Raw genomic sequence first — 17,536 nt, 5'->3', positions numbered from 1 at the left:
TCGCATCCGTAATGTTCAGCGCACCGATACCATCCACCGCGCTGCCAATCGTGATGTGCTCCACCAGGTTGGCATTGGCCAGGTTAAGCACCGCACCGGTCGCACCGGTCAGCATCGCTGCGCCGTTGCCCGTCGGGTCTTCAATTCCGGCGCCGGAGAAATCGCCAATCAAGTTTTCCGGCACAAGCAGGCCGAAGCTATTGTCGTTACCAAAGCCGCTGACCACCTGACCATCGCTTAAGGTAAAGCCGCCGGCACCAACGTCAATGGCGCTGCCGTCATTGACGAACACAAACGTCGTCAGGTCGCCGGTGCTCGCTTGTATTTGCGCCGTGGCAACATCGGCGTAGTTATTTTCGTCGCTGCCACTGCCATCGCCGGTGGCGGTGCTGGCGACAAAAAACAAATCACCGACCTGATTGGGGTCTTCCGCAAACAGGAAATCGCCCGTAAAACTAACGCCGCTAAAATTGTAGGTCCCGCGGGTTTCGTCCAGCCCCATGGCGTCCATCACATAGGACGAACCACTGGCAGTAATAGTGCCGCCGCCGAAGCGGAAATCGGCGTTGGCCGAGTTTGCCAGAGAGCCGGTGCGATTGAACTGAACACCCACGCCGGAAAAGCTTTGGATGACACCGCCTTGCGCAATGACGATATCACCGCCCGAGTCGGTCAGGTCAATCGCGGTATCGCCCCCGCTGATATCCAGGCTTCTTGCGGTAAAATCGCCGCTGAAGTCCTCAAAACTGATACCGGTATTGGACGGGTTCACAATATCAATGTTGCCTACATCAATATCGCCCGATACGTCCTCCAGCAAGACTGCGGTCTGGTTGCTGCCGCGGGAGTAGAGATCGCCCAAGCGAATGCCGCCTGAGGCATTGACATCGCTCAGTGCGAGCACGGCACCATTGTTGGTACGAAGGCTTCCGCCATTGGCAATTTGCAGACGAACACCATCGGCCACCAGTGCATCGCCACGCACCAGGTTGAGATTGAGATCGCCAATGCTGACATTGCCACGGCCGGTAAAGGACACGGCAGCGTTGCCGGAAAACTCTGCGATCTCGATGCCGGCGATCGCCAGCGATCCGCCGGACTGGCTCTGACTTCTCACTGAGCCCGAGCTGTTACCCGACACTGATTGCAGCTGCCCCAGTTGAATACTGCCGCCAGTTTGACCCGTGATCGACAGCAGTGGACCACCGTTGGCGCTCGCGGTAAAACCGTCGGCGGTAAAGTCTGCGCTGGAGCCATCGATCAGCAAATAGCTTTGGTTGCCCTCAAAGACCAGATCAGTAAGGGTAAAGACGCCAGAAATATCGCTGAAATTCAGCGCGTAGCCTGCGGTGTTCAGGAACTGCGCATCGCTCAGCACCAGACCTTCAATACCATCGCCAAACAGGCCACTGCTGCCGCCATCGAGAATAATATCCTCGATAACGTTGTTGTTGCCCAGGGTAATCAAACTGCCCGTACCGCCCGTCAGCGTCGCGGTGCCGTGACCCGTTGGGTCTTTCAGACCGATAGAGCCAAAATCACCAATGAGGTTTTTAGGAATACCAATTTCACTGGTGTGATCGTCATTGAAACTCGCCAGCCCCTGACCATCGCCAAGCACAAAGCTGCCACCGGCTAGAGTCGATACATCAATGGCGTTGCCATCGTTGACCAACACAAAGGTTACATCGCTGGCGCTGCTGTCGGCGTATGCCTGCGCTGTTTCAATGCTTGCCAGATCGGCACTGCTGCTGCCGTCGCCACTGCCCGTGGCATTGGCAGCGACATAAAACAATCCTTCGCCGGCGTCGGTAAGATCAAACAAAAATTCACCGTCAAACGCCACCCCGGTAAAGTCGTAGAGACCCGAGTTTTCATCCAGGCCGATGGCGTCCAGCACATAACTGCCAGGCGCCGCCGCAATAGAGCCGCCGCCCATGGTGAACTGGGAGCCGGCCGTATCGGCGAGAGTGTCGGTTGCGTTGAATTGCACACCCACATCACCAAAACCACTCAAAGCACCATTGGCGATGTCGATGCTGTTACTGGAACGGGTCAGGTCAATGCCCACATTGGCGCCGGCAATGCTCAGGCTGCCAGAAGAGAAAGCTGTGTTGCTGTCGGTAAAATCCAATCCGGTTTGCGCCACATTGCTTATACTGATGGCCCCGCTGGTAAAGGAACCGGTAGCACCGGCAAACACCAAACCCGAACCGCCAATGTCAGACAAGCTGATGGCGCCGGCGCTGACCTGGTAATCTCCGGAAATCTCCAGAGCATTGCCGGCCGTATTGTGCATGACAACACTACCAAGCTGGATGCTGGTGCCGGATTCTTTTTGCAGGTTTGCGCTGCTGGCAGTGGCTGCTGACTCGCCGCCGATCAGCACGCCCGGCCCCTGGATCCCGCTAAAGTCGAGACCGCTAAACGCGACGCTGGTATCCGCCAAATTGTGAATGCGTACACCGCTGGCCATGGAGGCGGCACTCACGGTTTGCTGAAAGGTAAACTGCCCGCCCTGAACCTCAGCAAGATCCACCACAAAACCGTCGGTGCTGCGATGCAGGCTGCCGCTGGCGTGAACGAAATTGGCGCTGCCGCCGGTGGCGTGCAGGCCACTGAAATTAACATCGTTAAAAAGGATATCGCCGGAGACATTGTCCAACTGTACATCGCCGGAGTCACTGCCGGAGAGGGTAAAGTTATTCAGTCCCTGCAGCTGCAGACCACCGGTAAAATCCACGCCCTGGACAACAATGTCGTCACCCGTAAAAGTCACTGTGTCGGTAAACTCGGCGCCAGCGGTATCGGCACCAAACACACCGATCAACTCATTGTTGTCGGCACTGCGCACACTCAGGCCGCCGCCAGAGACGATAAACAGGTCGTCTTGCTCAACACTGGCTCCGGCATGCTCACCGCTGACAAACACCACGCGCGAACCATCGCCCGAGCCGTTAACCGCACTGGAAAAACTGGTGGGGCTATCGGGTGCGCCTGAACCACTGCCATCGGCACTGGCAAAGACCACACTGCCGACTTCACGTCCGGCCCAGGGACCATCGGCAAAGACCACCGATTCGCGCACGGCCTCTTGCTCGCGCCGCTCAATTACATGGTTTTGCGCCGCGGTAATCACATCCACATCGCGCACCGGCCGATCGGTCATGCGGTCTTCGTACCAACGGCGATAGTCTTCACCGCGGCTGCGGCTCTTGCCGCCAAGCGGAATATGAATGCCAAAGCTCAGATAGCTCTGGTCGCCGCGCAAATCATCGTCCTGCCACTGCAGGCCAAGCTCGATACGTGAGCCCTCGGGCAGGACATCGATATCGCGGCGCCACTCGATTTTTGCCCGCGGCCCCTCGGCTTTTTCATCCAGACCATCGGCGTCAAACCGGTAGTAACCGCCCGAGAGCCACAGCTCCTGGGTTTCGCTGCCCAGCAGCTTATAGCTGAGTTCAATGTCGTTGCCACCGAGGGCATACTCGCGCCACTGGGTCACCGTCTCGGTGCCGCCTGGGCGCAGGAAGTAGAGCTGCTGCGCCTCCCACACCAACTCAGGTGTGGCATTGGGGTTACCGGTGACCACAGTCTCCGCTGGCGCGACCGATTTGCCCTCATCATCGTCCGGCTCGTAGTGGTTGAACCCGAGCTTCCAGGACGGCCCCTGCACTTCAAGTCCCAGAGTGTACTGGGCGAAGCTGTTGTCGTACTCAGATTCCAGCCGGTCGCGATAAAAGTACCCCCCCAGCAGGAAAGACTCCTGGCCGAGCACCTGGCGGTAACCCAAGCCCAGGTTGAACTCGTTGGTGTCTTCGTCGATGCGCCCACGCAAATCGGCGTAGAAATTACTGTGCGGCGCCTGCAACACAGGCACCAGTAAGCCCAGCTCGCCAATGGTGCGGTCGTCCCCAAGGCGCGCGCCCGCGTAAAAGGTTGTCGAGTACCACTTGGGTTTAGTGGCCGGTTGCGGTGTTTTGTCAGCACCTTGGCTGACGAGGGGAGTGCCAGCCAATACGGCGGCGAGAACCCCAAGACTGCTGTAACTGCCTAGAGAGGATAAATGCGACACAGTGCGCCTCCTGCTATTCCATTTATCGGGCTTCCTGAAACCTTCGCCCAATCCAAATAATTAATGTTATTGCGTCTATTCTAACCGTGTGAACCCACTCACAGACAAGAAGAATATTTTCTTATTTGTCAGGCGCGGTTATAACCGTTGCAAAACCTGCCAAGAGGTTGATCCTGACGCCAAAACGGGATCGGACGAACCACGGACTACCTTGCCATTGCAACCGGAGTAAAGATGCTAAAACGATGGGACTCTTAGTGAGCAGATTGACTCTGCATCGACGCATGACTGACGCCCATTTTAGGCGCTCATGGCGGCAAAAGACACCACCTAAATAGGTGGATTCTCCCTGCAACCCAGCAACACGAGAGAATTGTGTGGCACACTGCAGCCTCGCTATCTCAGGGATCAGCGGAGCTGCGACTGAACAAAGCGGGCTCCGAGGCAAGTCTTGTCTTTGCACTTTGGCTCGGGACGCCATCCCCTGCGCCGAAAAACCCAACCAACCCCGGAGCTTACTATGGCAGGCACCAGCTTACTGGCCTTGATTGATGACATTGCCACCCTACTTGACGACGTGTCGGTCATGACTAAAGTCGCCGTCAAGAAAACCGCGGGCGTGCTGGGCGACGATTTAGCGCTCAATGCCGAACAAGTGACCGGCGTGCGAGCCGAACGCGAACTGCCAGTCGTTTGGGCAGTGTTTAAAGGTTCGCTGATCAACAAAGCAATCCTGGTGCCGGCGGCGCTGCTTATCAGCGCGTTTCTGCCCTGGCTGATCATGCCATTGCTGATGCTGGGTGGGGCCTTTTTGTGCTACGAGGGTTTTGAAAAGCTTGCGCACAAGTGGCTGCACAGCAAAGAAGAAGCCGAGAGCGAACATCGCGCACGCCTGCAAGCACTGGCGCAAAGCAACACCGACATGCTGGCCTTTGAAAAAAACAAAATCAAAGGCGCTATTCGCACCGACTTTATTCTCTCAGCGGAGATTATCACCATTACGCTCGGCGCCGTGGCCGGCGCTGCACTGGCGAGCCAGCTGACCGTGCTGAGCATCATCGCGCTGGGCATGACCTTTGGTGTCTATGGGTTGGTGGCCGGCATTGTCAAAATGGACGACGCCGGGCTCTGGCTCAGCCAGCAACCGCAATCTGCCCGGCAGGCACTGGGGCGCTTTTTGCTGGCGGCCGCACCACGGCTGATGAAATTTCTCTCTGTAGCGGGCACCGCCGCTATGTTTTTGGTGGGCGGCGGCATTCTGGTGCACGGGGTGAGCAGTCTGCATCATCTAAGCGAGGCCAGTGCCCAGTGGGCCGCCCAGCTACCCAGCATCGGAGCTCTGGCCGGGGCGCTCACCCCCGCCCTGATCAATGCCGTGGCCGGCTTGGCCGCAGGCGCTGCGCTCGTGGGGCTAAGCACAGCCATCAAAGCGCTGCGTTCGGGCTCCGGGTCATCCCATCACAGCCAATAGAGAGCCGGACTCTAGGGCCTGTTCACACTAATTATATGCGCCTGCTGAAAGCCAGTTTTGTTTCCAGCTAGGCGCTGAGAGCGTGGTTTGGTCACTCCAAATAAGCGATCGGCAACAACGCTGGGGACAAAACTGGCTTCAGCCCTTCGGGTTGTGGCTAAAAATCCACCACTCCACGTTGCTCGTCGTTCATTTGGAATGACCAAACCTCTCTCCTCACGCCTTGATTGGTAAATTTTTAGTCACAACAGGCTGCATATAATTAGTGTGAACAGGCCCTAGGAAAACACATACCATAAAGCCGCGGCTAGGGCCGCCAGAGTCACGACCAGTGTGAGGCACACCCGCTGCAGCGACCGGCCTTGAGCAGAAGGCACAGTACCTGTCTGCCCTTGCGGCTCGGGCGCTTCACTGCTGCTGCGTAGGACACCGCTGAATTCATGGGCCAGAGGAGCGTCAAAGGCCAGAGGGTCAAAGGTTTTGATGCCCTTGCTCTGCAGCCAGGCGTTGACCGTCTCATCGAGATGGGTGTATTTCATCGACCACTTGTCAAACTCGCGCTCGGTGATGCGCCCGGTACTCAGCACCTTGAGGTCGGTGTGCCTGTCGTCCTGACGCAATTTAATCAGCAGGGCCTGTATCTCTCGCTCAGGCCCCTCCAGCACCTGAAAAAAACAACTGTCGCGGTAGTAAAGCACGCCGCCCAACCCCACCCGACTGTTATTGCGGCGCGAGGCCTGCAGAATGCGAGCCACGGTCGGCTCGACGCCACTGCCGGCGGCGGTAGGCTGAAAGTTGGCCCGACTGGCATAACACAATTGAATGAGCATAAACCCCTCCGTCTATTAGCGAAGGAATTACGTCTTTCAAAGGCTTATGGATGTGTTTTCGGTGCCCGGGACTGTGCGGGCGCTTTTTCGCGGATCAGTTGCTCCACCAGCGCCCGGTTGGCGAGAAACCAGAGGCACACGGCACCAATGACTGGCAGCATCAGGTAGCCAAATTGATAGCACAGCCCCGCCAGCTCGAGTTGCCACTGAGACACGTTCATCTGCCCGGCCACTTCGGGGCCCTGGCGAAACAACACAGTGACAAAAAACTCGGCCGTCAGACCCCAGGCGTGCAACGGAAAGAGCCCGGCGATGGCCAGCACAACCCTGGCATTGGAAAAGAGGTTATCACTGACAGCAAAACACAAGGCCAGTAAGACCGGAATGTTCCAGGAGTAAATCAACGGGTTGAGAGTGACCACGACATTCCCGGCGCGCTCCTGACCGGGCATTTGCGCCATAAACGAGGTCACGTAATCAATCTGCCGGCCGCTGGAATCGAGCTGCACCACCGCACCGTCGTGCAAAAGATTGATCACCCACTGACTCAGAAGCCCCGGAATAATATTGAAAAAGCCGGCGAGAAAGTACCAAAGGGCGAAGAACACGGGCAGCCAGAGCAATACCCGAAGAAAGTAGCGCCCCGGCGAAAACGCCGGATTAGCCTGCGACAACACTGGCGCCTCCGGGGGGCGAGCCCGCCTCATCATCATTCTGCTTGCTGGGGATATAGCGAATCCAGACCAGCCACACCAGCAGGGTATCGAGCATGATCAGGGCTTGCCAGATGTACAAGTGCGCCCATTCAAAGGCGGGCTTGTGCCAAATGCCCAGGTAAAACAGTGAGACAATCCGCACCAGGTTGAGTAACTGTATTGAGATCAGGCCCAGCACCAGGCCCAGGCCCCGATAGCGCCAGGGCGCCGGGAAGGCAATGATGGCGGCGGCGAGCAAGATCATCGCCTCGATGCCATTGCAGCCTGCGACGATCTGCACGGCAAAGCCGGTCAGCTTGTCGACCATCACAATACCGTTGACCGCCAAGTCGCGGCCGAACAGCTCAATCAACACCGCCGAGCTGTGAGCCAAACCTGTGGTCAGCGGCTCCACCACATAGGCCTGCCCTACCGGGGTCAGCTCGAACACAAAGAGCCCGGCCATCACCAGAAAAAACGTCAAGAAAAAACGCAGCACGTCCCGAACTCCAAAAATCTATTATTTACCCGGCAATTATACTCGCCAAGTGATTAAACGGCCGCAGGGGCAGTTGCCTCGATGGTGAAGCCGAGAAACAGCTGCTCGGGCTCATCGCTGACCAGCACCTCATCCACGCGCGCACGCTCCGGCCCCTGTTCCAGCCAGTCCGCCAGAGCCGCCAACTGCTGCTGCGAACCGCTGGCCAGCACTTCCACCCGGCCATCGGTCAGGTTGCGGGTCCAGCCCTTGACACCCAACTCCTGGGCGCGCGCCTCGGTACTTGCGCGGTAGTGAACCCCCTGAACTTTACCACTGATCAAATAACGGCGCGTTTTCTCAGACACGGTGAAACCTCTTGTTCATCTTTTGCCGTTACCATCGCGTGCGAAAGTCTATGCAATGCGATATCCCATGTTGACTGCTCTGAGCCCACTGCGCTGGTACGCCCGATTGAGACGGCACTATACCGCTCGCTCCGGTACCGTGTCATCTGCTGCGCACATTGCCATCGATGCAGAGCGGCCCATTGCGCATATCTGCGAGCGCTATTTGTCCTTTTCCATTGATATCTCGGTACTTGCCGGCGGCTACTGGTGGGAGGGCAGCGAGGGCACCCGCAGGGGCTTGGGTACTCTACGTGTTCCGCCCCTGCAGTTAAAAAACCCCAAGCTCGACCGGCTGGTCACAGAGCTGGGGCCCTCCTATTTGCGCATCGGCGGCTCAGAGGCCGACAAAATCCACTATTTCACCGCGCCCGATAGCGAACCGGACGCGCTGGTGTTAACGCGCAAGCAATGGGACCGACTGCATCAGTTTGTTCAGCGCAATGACCTGCGCCTGATTTTTACCGTCAAGTACGGGCTCTTTGCCCGCAAACACCACGGCCAGTGGTGCGGCGATGAGGTACAGGCGCTGCTCGACTATAGCCTGGCCAATGATTACCGCATCGATGTGTTTGAGCTTGGCAACGAGCTCAATGCCTACTGGGCCTTTCACGGCTTGCGCGCTCAACCGCGCGCCCGTGACCTGGCCACCGACTACACCACCTTTGCCCAGCACGTACGAGAGTGCTATCCCGAGGCCAAAATTTCCGGCCCGGGCAGCGCCTTCTGGCCAAGGCTGGGGGAGACTTTCAAACCCTTTTCCAACATCACCCGGCGCTTTCTGCAGGAGCTTTCCCTGCCTATTGATATCGTCAACTGGCACTACTACCCCTTTCAGAGTAGCCGCTCGCCCGTGCGCACCCGCGCCGCCACAGTGCGCACTTTGCTCAACCCCAAATCCTTTGCCGATTTCGGCCGCTACTCGCAGACATTGTCTTTCTGGCGCGACAACTACCAGCCACAAGCGGTGCTCTGGACGGGGGAGACCGGCTCGGCCCAGTGTGGTGGTCAGCCAGCCTTGTCCGACCGGTTTATTTCATCCTTTTGGTGGGCCGACCAACTGGGCCAGGGTGCGCTGCACGGGCATCAGGTGATGGTGCGCCAAAGCCTGGTGGGTGGGGATTACGGGCTTATCGACCGGCTCACCTTAAAGCCGCGGCCAGATTACTGGCTGAGCTGGGTCTGGGTGAGAGTGATGGGCACGGCTGTCTACCGTTGCTACCACTCGGACAAACACCTGCGCGTTTACTGCCACCGGCATCCGGACGGCGGCAAGATCACTTTAATGATCGTCAATCTCAAGCCGCAGGGGGTTCGTGTACACATCGGCGAAGCTGGACGAGCCCTGGAGCGCTTTAGCTTAACGGCCAAGCGCCTGACCAGCCGCAAAATTTACATCAACGGTGTCAGGCCCAAGCTAAAAAAGGGGGAGTTAACCCTAAAGGATTTTCCGCAGCTGGAGCACACGGATAGGGTGCCGGGCTACAGCATCAATTTTTGGTGCTATCGGCAGTAACCGGCAAGAGTTGCACGCAGTTGCGTCCCGCAGCCTTAGCCTCGTAGAGCGCGCGATCCGCCGTATTGAGTAAATCGGCAGGGAGTGTCTGTTCATTCACTTCGGCCCAGGCAGCGCCCAGAGTCACGCTAACGCTTATCTCCGCGCCCTCCGTCCGCACTGGCGACTGACTGACCGTGAGGCGAATGCGCTCGGCCACCGCGAACAGCCGTTGCTCATTACTGTTAGCACAGAGCACCACAAATTCGTCACCGCCAAAGCGCGCGATAATATCCTCCGGTCGCAGAATCTTGCGCAGACGGGCGACCACCTCTTTTAACACCCCATCCCCTGCCAGGTGACCGTAACGGTCATTCACGGCTTTGTAGTGATCCAGGTCCACCAATATCAAAGCCAGTGGCTGGCGACTGTGACGTGCGTAATTCAGCTCGCGCTTGAATAAAGTGTCCAGCCCAAGACGATTCCAGGTTTGCGTCAGGGGGTCCAGCATAGCGTCGCGGCGCGACTCGCCGAGCTCGGCAATCAACTGGCGCTGCACATCGCCCATGGCGCTGATACGCAATTCGGTTTCGACCCAATGTGTCAGCGACTGCAGCATTTCCCGCTCAGACTCTGTCAGTTTGTGCGGCTTGGTATCAATCAGGCAGAGCGTCCCCATCGGCTTGCCGTCGTGCATGACGGGGCAACCGGCATAAAAACGAATAAAGGGCTCGCCTTTTACCAGTGGGTTATCGGCAAAGTCGGGATCTTCACGGGCGTCGCTCACTTCCAGTAGCGTCTCGCGATAGACCGCATGACCGCAAAAGGAAATTTCCTTGGGCGTGCGATCGGCCGTCAGCCCCTGAGCCGATTTAAACCACTGGCAGCTCTCGCCCACCAGCGACACCAATGCGATAGGCACGCCAAACACCTGCTGCACCAGGCGTGTGATGCGATCAAAGCGCTCTTCGGCCGGCGTAAACAAAATATTTAGCTGATACAGGCTGGCGAGACGCTGAGGTTCATCCTGTCTGATACTCGGCTGTTTCATGACCACTCCCTATTTATCAAGCTCGACTGTACACCCATGGAGAATAGCACCTGAGAAATAAAACCGATATGGCGCCTATTTCTGCTATTCTCCCTGCTCAACCATCATACAAAGAGCACTTGGGGGAACTATGAAGTTATCTCGTTTAAGCCTGTTGGCGGCTTGTCTGGGCGCCTCGGCGGCGCAAGCGGCCGTTGTCATCACACCGACCACACTGACCACCACTGAAGACGGTGGAAACGTGCAGTATCAGGTGGTCCTGGACAGCCCGCCAGATGCTGGCGAAATCGTCACCGTTACGCCCGACTCCCAAGATACCTCAGAGGGCAGCGTGTCAGGGCCGATCAACTTTACCGATGCCGATTGGGACACACCTCAGTACATTACCATTACCCCCGGCGCCTCAGGTGACGGCAATGATGGCGACGTAATGTACAACGTCGACAATAACTCTACTTCTACTGGCGGCGCTTATCCCGCTGGCCCGGTGGCAGAGGATAGCGTCACCATTACCAACCAAAATATTGATGGTGTAGTTGCCATTATTGTCGAGCCCAGCAGCGGCCTCTGGATCACTGAGGGCACCTCACAAATCATCACCGTTAGCGCAGGCACTGATATCACACCCAGCGCGGACGTCACTGTAGGCTTATCAACTGCCTCGGGTGAGGCTTCCATAGCCGTAGGCTCTGTAGTTCTGACGGCCGGTAACAGCTACAGCGCTACCTTTGAGATTACTGCGATAGACGACGCGCTGGTCGACGGCGACTTAGCTTTCACCATTACCACCGCTTCTTCGACCAGTGCCGATGCCGCATACAATGGTATAGATCCCACTGATATCACTGGCTTTGCCGTTGACAACGACTCTGTGATAGCACCACCGCCGCCCGGTCCAGCAGTGGCTCTACCCATAATGAACCAGGTCGGTCAATTTATCCTTATCGCATTGCTTGCCGCATTTGGCCTGCGTAGCCTACGCCGCCGCAAGTAAGCGTTATCCGCCTACGATAAAGTCCTGGCCCGACTCTTTGGGAGTCGGGCCGATCAACACAAAGTGTCGAAAGCGGAACCAGCCCATCGCCGCAGAACCCAATGTCTATGCAAGTCGACTCTCACTTGTCCCGAGCTTTTATACCACGTATAAAATCGCCGGGGTTTAAGGTTTATTGGGCTGTTAGATTATGATGAAGACGTTGATTTACACACTATCGCTGTTACTGCTGGCTACGGGCTGCAGTCACAATCAAACCAATAACCACTACTCGTGCAGCTGGGAGACCACCGAAGAGGCCTACGAAAACTGCATGGAGGTCAGCCGCGGTATCGATGAGCAGACAGCGCGTTCAGCGGGTGGACAGGAAAAGAGCGCTCAGTGATCCGGTAGCGGGATAAATTCGCTATCGCCCGGCACGTGACCAAATTTGCCCTGTTTCCAATCAAGCTTGGCTTTTTCGATGAGCGCTTTGTCGCTGGCGACAAAATTCCACCACAGGTGGCGCGGTCCGTCCATGGGCTCGCCACCCACGGCGGCAAAAGCCGCGCCCCGTTCACTGTAAACCACAATTTCAGCCCCCGGCCGCAACACAGCCATCTGGCCGTCACTGAAGACGCAGCCGTCCACCTCAATGCTACCGGTCACAACATAGAGCGCGCGCTCGGTATACTCGGCGTCAATTTTTATACGGCTACTGGGCTGCAAGCGAACGTCGGCGTAAAACAGCGGAGAAAGGGTCTCCAGGCGGGAGTGCGCACCAAAGCAATCACCGGCAATGATCCGCACACTGGCCCCGGCCTCTTCCACCTCTGGCAGGCTGGACACGCTGTAGTGAACAAAGCTCGGGGCGCGCTGCTCGTGCTCCTTGGGCAGCGCCACCCACACCTGCAGGCCCATCAGCCGGCGCGGTGCACTGCCGGTGGCCTCCGGCGAGCGCTCAGAGTGGACAATACCGCGCCCGGCGGTCATCCAGTTGACGGCCCCCGGATGAATCACCTGTTTAAAGCCCAGGCTGTCGCGATGGACGATGCTGCCTTCATAGAGGTACGTCAGTGTCGACAGACCAATGTGGGGATGCGGGCGCACCTCAAGGCCCTGGCCGGGTTTAAACTCGGTCGGCCCCATATGATCAAAAAACACAAAGGGGCCCACGGAGCGCCGCTCTGGTGCCGGCAGTACCCGGCGGACTGAAAAATCACCTATATCGCGAAGGTTGGGGACGATTACCGTCTCCACGGGAACCTGCTCCTGCTGCTTGAGGCAGTCGGGCTCCATATCCGGTAGCCAGCTCATCGGGCGCTCCTGAGTCGTTATTATTGTGGTGGGTGCCCGCCTCACCACACTGAGTGAGCGGGCCCCGGCGGCTCTATCAGGCCGCGTTTCTACAGTTTGTCGAAATTATCCGTCAGCAGACAGTCATAGCGGCGCTCGTCATAGACTCTCAGAGGCTCAACATCGGCCTGCTGAATCACACCCTTAGCGACTGCATCCTCTAAACGCTCTTCGAGCGTCTCGCCGGACAATTCGCCTTTGGCCTGGGCACGGCTAAAGGCACTCCATACATCCCCCAGCTCCAACAATAACCGGTAGGTGGTTTCCACCCGGCCGACCGCATCGGTGGGATCAGAGCTCAAGTAAACATAACCCGCCAGTTGCTCGCGAACAACATTGTTATCCATGATCAAGTTGCCGAGGGCGCGGATGTCATCGTCGCTCGGCGCCTTGTAGGGCCGGAACAGCGGGAAGGTCGCCGCTTTAAAGGCCCAGGCGATCGCCCGCGAGGGGAAGTTGCGATAAAACGCCAACAGCGCCATCTGCGCCTTGTAGAGAGCGGTTTTCAACGCAAACTCGGCGTGCAGGTCTTCCTCTTTGCTGCGTGGATGCGCGCCGTGGTACTTGAGTATGCTGCAGGCAATAAACAACTGGCTGTGGACATCGCCGAGGCGCGCCGAGAGCAACTCGCGGCGCTTCAGGTCGCCGCCAAGCACACCCAAGGCAACATCCGCTGCCACCGCAAACGCGGCGCTCATGTGGTTAATGCGCTGATACCAGCGGCGGGAGAAATCATCGGCATTCACTGGCACGGCACTGAAGCGAGCACCGGTAAAGCTGTAGAGCTTGAGCCGGGTCAGGTTGCTGAACACATGGCCCAAATGCTTCATAAACAGCGAGTCAAAGGTGTCCAACGCCGCGTCTTTATCGGTTGCCTGCAGGGTCTGCACTTCATCGAATAAATACGGATGACAGCGCATGGCGCCCTGTCCAAAAATCATCAGCGAGCGCGTAAGAATATTGGCGCCTTCCACGGTGATGGCAACCGGCAGGGCGCGGTAGGCAAACACGGTGAAATTGCGCGGCCCCATTTGAATGGCTCGCCCACTCACCACGTCCATCGCATGATTGACCGAGGTGCGCATCATCTCGGTGGCATGGTACTTGGCCATGGCGGTCATGACCGAGGGTGCGCCGGTATCCAATCCGCGCGTCACCAGCTGGCGGAAAGCTTCCAGAGCATAACCATTGGCGGCGATCTCGGCGGTAGCCTCCTGCACCCCCTCGAACTTACCCACCTCCATGTTGAACTGACGGCGAATACGCGAGTAGGCGCCAACGGTGAGGTAGCTCATTTCACCACTGGCGGTGGACAGCGCGGGCAGGGAGACGCCGCGTCCGGCACCCAGACACTCGATCAACATACGCCAGCCTTTACCGGCCATGGGGGCACCGCCGATGATCCAGTCGAGCGGGATAAACACGTCCTTACCCTTGATGGGGCCGTTCATAAAGGGAGAGCCCGGGTTGTGACGCTTACCGATCTCCACGCCGGGATGATCGGCGGGGAGCAACGCACAGGTGATGCCATAGTCGGACTTGTCTGCATCGCCCATCAAACCGTCCGGGTCGCGCAGTTTAAAGGCCAAACCGACTACGGTTGCCACGGGCGCCAGGGTAATCCAGCGCTTGGAGAAGTTCAGGCGAATACCGACGACCTCTTGCCCTTCGTGCTCGCCTTTACAGACCACACCAATATCGGGAATGGAGCCGGCATCCGAACCGGCCTCGGGGCCGGTGAGACCGAAACAAGGAATTTCAGTCCCGTCGGCGAGGCCCGGCAGCCAGCGATCTTTCTGCTCCTGGGTGCCGTATTTCATCAACAGCTCGCCCGGGCCCAGGGAGTTGGGCACCATAGCGGTCACAGCGGCGGTGACCGAGCGACTGGCGATCTTGCTCATAATGCGCGACTGCGCGTAGGGGCTGAAATCCCGGCCTCCGTACTCTTCGGGGATGATCAGTCCAAAAAAGCCCTGTTTCTTAAGGAACTCCCAGGCCTCGGGAGTGAGATCCTGGTCCTTGAAGATCTGCCACTCGTCAATCAGGCCGCACAGTTGCTCGACTTCGTTATCGAGAAAGCTCTGCTCCTTCTCACTGAGCTGGGGCAGCTCGATATCGACAAATTTTTTCCAGTCCGGCTGGCCGCTGAACAGGTCCTTTTCCCACCAGGTGGTACCCGCTTCCATGGCCTCGCGCTCAGTCACGCTCATGGGCGGCATCGCCTTTTGCAAAAAGTCGTAGGCCGGCCCGGTAATCAACTGACGCCGCAGCGGCGGGAGATTGAGCAACACAGCCCCAGCAGCCACCGGCAGCAAAAACAGCCACATCCAGGGAGAGAGGAAAGTCAGGGCAAATAATCCCGCGACCAGCGCGACCGAGCCCACCACCAGACCCACCTGGTAATAGAGCACGGCCGTCAATAGAGCAATAAACAAAACCAGCGACAACAGGAACATAGAGAACTTCTCCGATCAATCGTGCAGTCCGTTGCGATGCCCGACCGCTGGCCCGACACCGCCCAAACAAGAGGCCCACACACAAGCAGGCAGTAGACCATACTACCTTACTCTACTTGCTGGCCTGCCCCTAACAATAGTCGATTCGCGAAGCCTTTACACCGTTAAGACATGCAAAATCTACGGCTGCAAATGAATACTTCCCTCTAGGTACGCCTCAGCATGACCGCAGATCAACACCCGCTCACCCCGACACTCGCACTCAAGCCAGCCGCCACGGGCGGACAACTGCCTGGCCGTCAGAGGATTGCGCCCCAGACGCGAGCGCCAGTAGGGCGCGAGGGTGGTGTAGGCCGAGCCTGTTACCGGGTCCTCGTCGATACCCGCGTTGGGCGCAAAGAATCTGGCGACAAAGTCCACCTGCTCCCCCTCAGCCGTCACCATTACCGCAAAGCTGTGCAGAGTTTTCAATGCGCGAAAATCCGGCGCTAGTCGCGCCACACAGTCCTCACCGCGCAGCTGCACCAGGAGCACTTTGGCGGCAGCCACGGCGACAATGTCATCCTCAGCGCAGCCGAGCGCGGCTGCAATCGCCCGAGTATCGGGCGCAGTGACCGGCTGGGCCGGACGCGCGGGGAAATCCAGCTGCAGCCTCTTCCCACAGCGCTCGACACTCAGCATGCCCGAAGCACTGTCAAATTCCACCCGTTCAAGCTGCGGCTGCTGAGAAAATAACACCTGCGCCGAGGCCAAAGTCGCGTGACCACACAAATCCACTTCCGTGGTTGGGGTAAACCACCTAAGCGTCATGGGCGTCTTACCGGTGACGACAAACGCCGTCTCGGCAAGGTTGTTCTGGGCAGCGATAGCCTGCATCAAGCCATCGTCCAGGGGGTCGCGGGTAATGACGACGGCGGCGGGGTTACCGGTAAAGGGACCTTCGGCGAAGGCGTTGACCACAGATAGGGCGAGCTGCATAAGATTATCCTCTGACGCGTCACACGGGTTTATTCCATAACCGCTATTGTCAGCGCAGGTCGCCGGCAGTTACAGACACAGTTTTTCCCCCGCTACGCAGTACAGCGCCGCGCTGCGGCTGTAAAGATGTGTTGGCTCTGGGTGGGAGCATAGACACTCAGGTTAAGGGTTACTAGTATGGAGAACTCTATAAAGATAATAAGGTGAAGACCATGGTAAAAACGCCTGCCTTACTCTTAGTTCTTGCCGCCAGCAGCATGACCTTTGCCGATACGGCCGTTGAAACGCACGGTGCGCTCAGCGTCAAAGGCAACCGCATCGTCGACGCCCACGGCAACGCTGTCTCCTTTGCCGGCCCCAGCCTTTTTTGGAGCAACAACGGCTGGGGAGCCGATCGCTACTACAACGCCGAGGTGGTCAACTACATTCAGGAACAGTGGAACGCACCGATCATTCGCGCCGCCATTGGCGTGGATGGCAACGGCAGCGTCATACAGGCGCCGGAAGACAACTATCAAAAGGCCGAGACTGTGATTGATGCCGCCCTCGATCAGGGTATGTACGTCCTGCTCGACTGGCACGCCCATCACGCCGAGAAGCACACGAAACAGGCCGTTACTTTCTTCGAGCATTTTGCGCGCAAGTACGGCGAGAATCCCAACATTATTTACGAGATCTACAATGAGCCGCTCAACACCACAGATTGGCAAACGACGGTCAAACCCTACGCTGAAACCGTCATAGGCGCGATTCGTAACATTGATCCGGACAACCTGATCATTGTCGGCACCCAAACTTGGTCGCAGGATGTGGACAAAGCCGCAGACAACCCCATAAAGGGGTTTGATAATCTCGCCTACACCCTGCATTTTTACGCCGGCACCCACAAACAAGAACTGCGGGACAAAGCGCGCTACGCGCTGGATAACGGCTTGGCGCTCATGGTCACCGAGTGGGGCACGGTGAATGCCAACGGCGACGGCGGCGTGGATCGCGCGAGCACAGAACAATGGCTGGACTTTATGCGCGAGCACCAACTCAGTCACGCCAACTGGGCGCTAAATGACAAAGAAGAAGGCGCCTCTGTGTTAAAGCCGGGCACCAAGCCCGACGGCCAGTGGACGGACGCCGATTTAACCGAGTCCGGTCGCTACGTAAAATCCATTGTCAAAAACTGGCACACGGTGGATTACAGCGGCGACGAGTAATGCAACGCCCACAGCGCTCTCGCAAGCGCTAAAAGCCCGGGAGAAACCCGGGCTTTTTACCTC

The 17,536-nt window shown here is 57.8% G+C and carries 14 protein-coding genes; 5 read left to right on the top strand and 9 right to left on the bottom strand.

Annotated elements, in window-relative coordinates; all coding sequences use genetic code 11:
* A partial coding sequence (locus QWI16_RS06335) for an inverse autotransporter beta domain-containing protein (protein WP_302711943.1) occupies nt 1–4,075 on the bottom strand: 4,075 nt, incomplete at its 3' end.
* A gap of 520 nt (nt 4,076–4,595) precedes the next feature.
* On the opposite strand from QWI16_RS06335, the gene QWI16_RS06330 reads away from it, so the two are divergent.
* Entirely contained in the window at nt 4,596–5,546 is a 951-nt protein-coding gene (locus QWI16_RS06330; protein ID WP_302711942.1) for a DUF808 domain-containing protein, read from the top strand.
* Between the two features lie 278 nt (nt 5,547–5,824).
* On the opposite strand, the gene QWI16_RS06325 is transcribed toward QWI16_RS06330, so the two are convergent.
* From QWI16_RS06325 to QWI16_RS06310, 4 genes are read right to left on the bottom strand one after another with little or no spacing between them, the layout of a single operon-like run.
* Nucleotides 5,825–6,376 (bottom strand): BLUF domain-containing protein, encoded by a 552-nt coding sequence (locus tag QWI16_RS06325; protein WP_302711941.1) that lies wholly within the window; start codon nt 6,374–6,376, stop codon nt 5,825–5,827.
* Nucleotides 6,377–6,420: 44 nt separating this feature from the next.
* Nucleotides 6,421–7,053 carry an exosortase H-associated membrane protein gene (locus QWI16_RS06320; protein WP_302711940.1) on the bottom strand — a complete coding sequence of 211 codons (633 nt, stop codon included), beginning with the start codon at nt 7,051–7,053 and terminating at the stop codon, nt 6,421–6,423.
* Nucleotides 7,037–7,570, bottom strand: coding sequence for an exosortase H (gene xrtH, locus QWI16_RS06315; protein ID WP_302711939.1), 534 nt, complete (start codon nt 7,568–7,570; stop codon nt 7,037–7,039). The genes QWI16_RS06320 and xrtH overlap by 17 nt, the downstream gene beginning before the upstream one ends.
* A gap of 53 nt (nt 7,571–7,623) precedes the next feature.
* The gene (locus QWI16_RS06310; RefSeq protein ID WP_302711938.1) at nt 7,624–7,917 is read right to left on the bottom strand and encodes an acylphosphatase; all 294 of its coding nucleotides are present in this window, start codon (nt 7,915–7,917) and stop codon (nt 7,624–7,626) included.
* Nucleotides 7,918–7,984: 67 nt separating this feature from the next.
* Here QWI16_RS06310 and QWI16_RS06305 point away from each other — a divergent pair, with 67 nt between their 5' ends.
* On the top strand, nt 7,985–9,472 hold the full coding sequence (locus QWI16_RS06305) for a glycosyl hydrolase family 79 N-terminal domain-containing protein (protein ID WP_302711937.1): 1,488 nt from the start codon (nt 7,985–7,987) through the stop codon (nt 9,470–9,472).
* Here the strand turns inward: QWI16_RS06305 and QWI16_RS06300 are convergent.
* Nucleotides 9,447–10,502, bottom strand: a complete 1,056-nt coding sequence (locus tag QWI16_RS06300; protein ID WP_302711936.1) for a sensor domain-containing diguanylate cyclase — start codon at nt 10,500–10,502, stop codon at nt 9,447–9,449. The two genes, QWI16_RS06305 and QWI16_RS06300, sit on opposite strands and share 26 nt — an antisense overlap.
* A gap of 130 nt (nt 10,503–10,632) precedes the next feature.
* On the opposite strand from QWI16_RS06300, the gene QWI16_RS06295 reads away from it, so the two are divergent.
* Both QWI16_RS06295 and QWI16_RS06290 read left to right on the top strand, forming a co-directional pair.
* Nucleotides 10,633–11,496, top strand: coding sequence for a hypothetical protein (locus QWI16_RS06295; RefSeq protein WP_302711935.1), 864 nt, complete (start codon nt 10,633–10,635; stop codon nt 11,494–11,496).
* 190 nt (nt 11,497–11,686) lie between these two features.
* Entirely contained in the window at nt 11,687–11,881 is a 195-nt protein-coding gene (locus QWI16_RS06290; protein WP_302711934.1) for a hypothetical protein, read from the top strand.
* On the opposite strand, the gene QWI16_RS06285 is transcribed toward QWI16_RS06290, so the two are convergent.
* From QWI16_RS06285 to QWI16_RS06275, 3 genes are all read right to left on the bottom strand, one after another.
* Complete coding sequence (locus QWI16_RS06285; RefSeq protein WP_302711933.1) at nt 11,875–12,792, bottom strand: pirin family protein; 918 nt, start codon at nt 12,790–12,792, stop codon at nt 11,875–11,877. The genes QWI16_RS06290 and QWI16_RS06285 overlap by 7 nt on opposite strands.
* Before the next feature lie 89 nt (nt 12,793–12,881).
* Nucleotides 12,882–15,287 carry an acyl-CoA dehydrogenase gene (locus tag QWI16_RS06280; protein ID WP_302711931.1) on the bottom strand — a complete coding sequence of 802 codons (2,406 nt, stop codon included), beginning with the start codon at nt 15,285–15,287 and terminating at the stop codon, nt 12,882–12,884.
* A gap of 180 nt (nt 15,288–15,467) precedes the next feature.
* On the bottom strand, nt 15,468–16,265 hold the full coding sequence (locus tag QWI16_RS06275) for a PhzF family phenazine biosynthesis protein (RefSeq protein ID WP_302711930.1): 798 nt from the start codon (nt 16,263–16,265) through the stop codon (nt 15,468–15,470).
* Nucleotides 16,266–16,477: 212 nt separating this feature from the next.
* Here QWI16_RS06275 and QWI16_RS06270 point away from each other — a divergent pair, with 212 nt between their 5' ends.
* Complete coding sequence (locus tag QWI16_RS06270; protein ID WP_302711929.1) at nt 16,478–17,473, top strand: glycoside hydrolase family 5 protein; 996 nt, start codon at nt 16,478–16,480, stop codon at nt 17,471–17,473.
* Nucleotides 17,474–17,536: the final 63 nt, after the last annotated feature.

The organism is Gilvimarinus algae (assembly GCF_030518215.1).
GTDB lineage: Bacteria > Pseudomonadota > Gammaproteobacteria > Pseudomonadales > Cellvibrionaceae > Gilvimarinus > Gilvimarinus algae.
The sequence above is the reverse complement of the archived record's forward strand: the minus strand, read 5'-3'. Positions and strand labels throughout refer to the sequence as shown.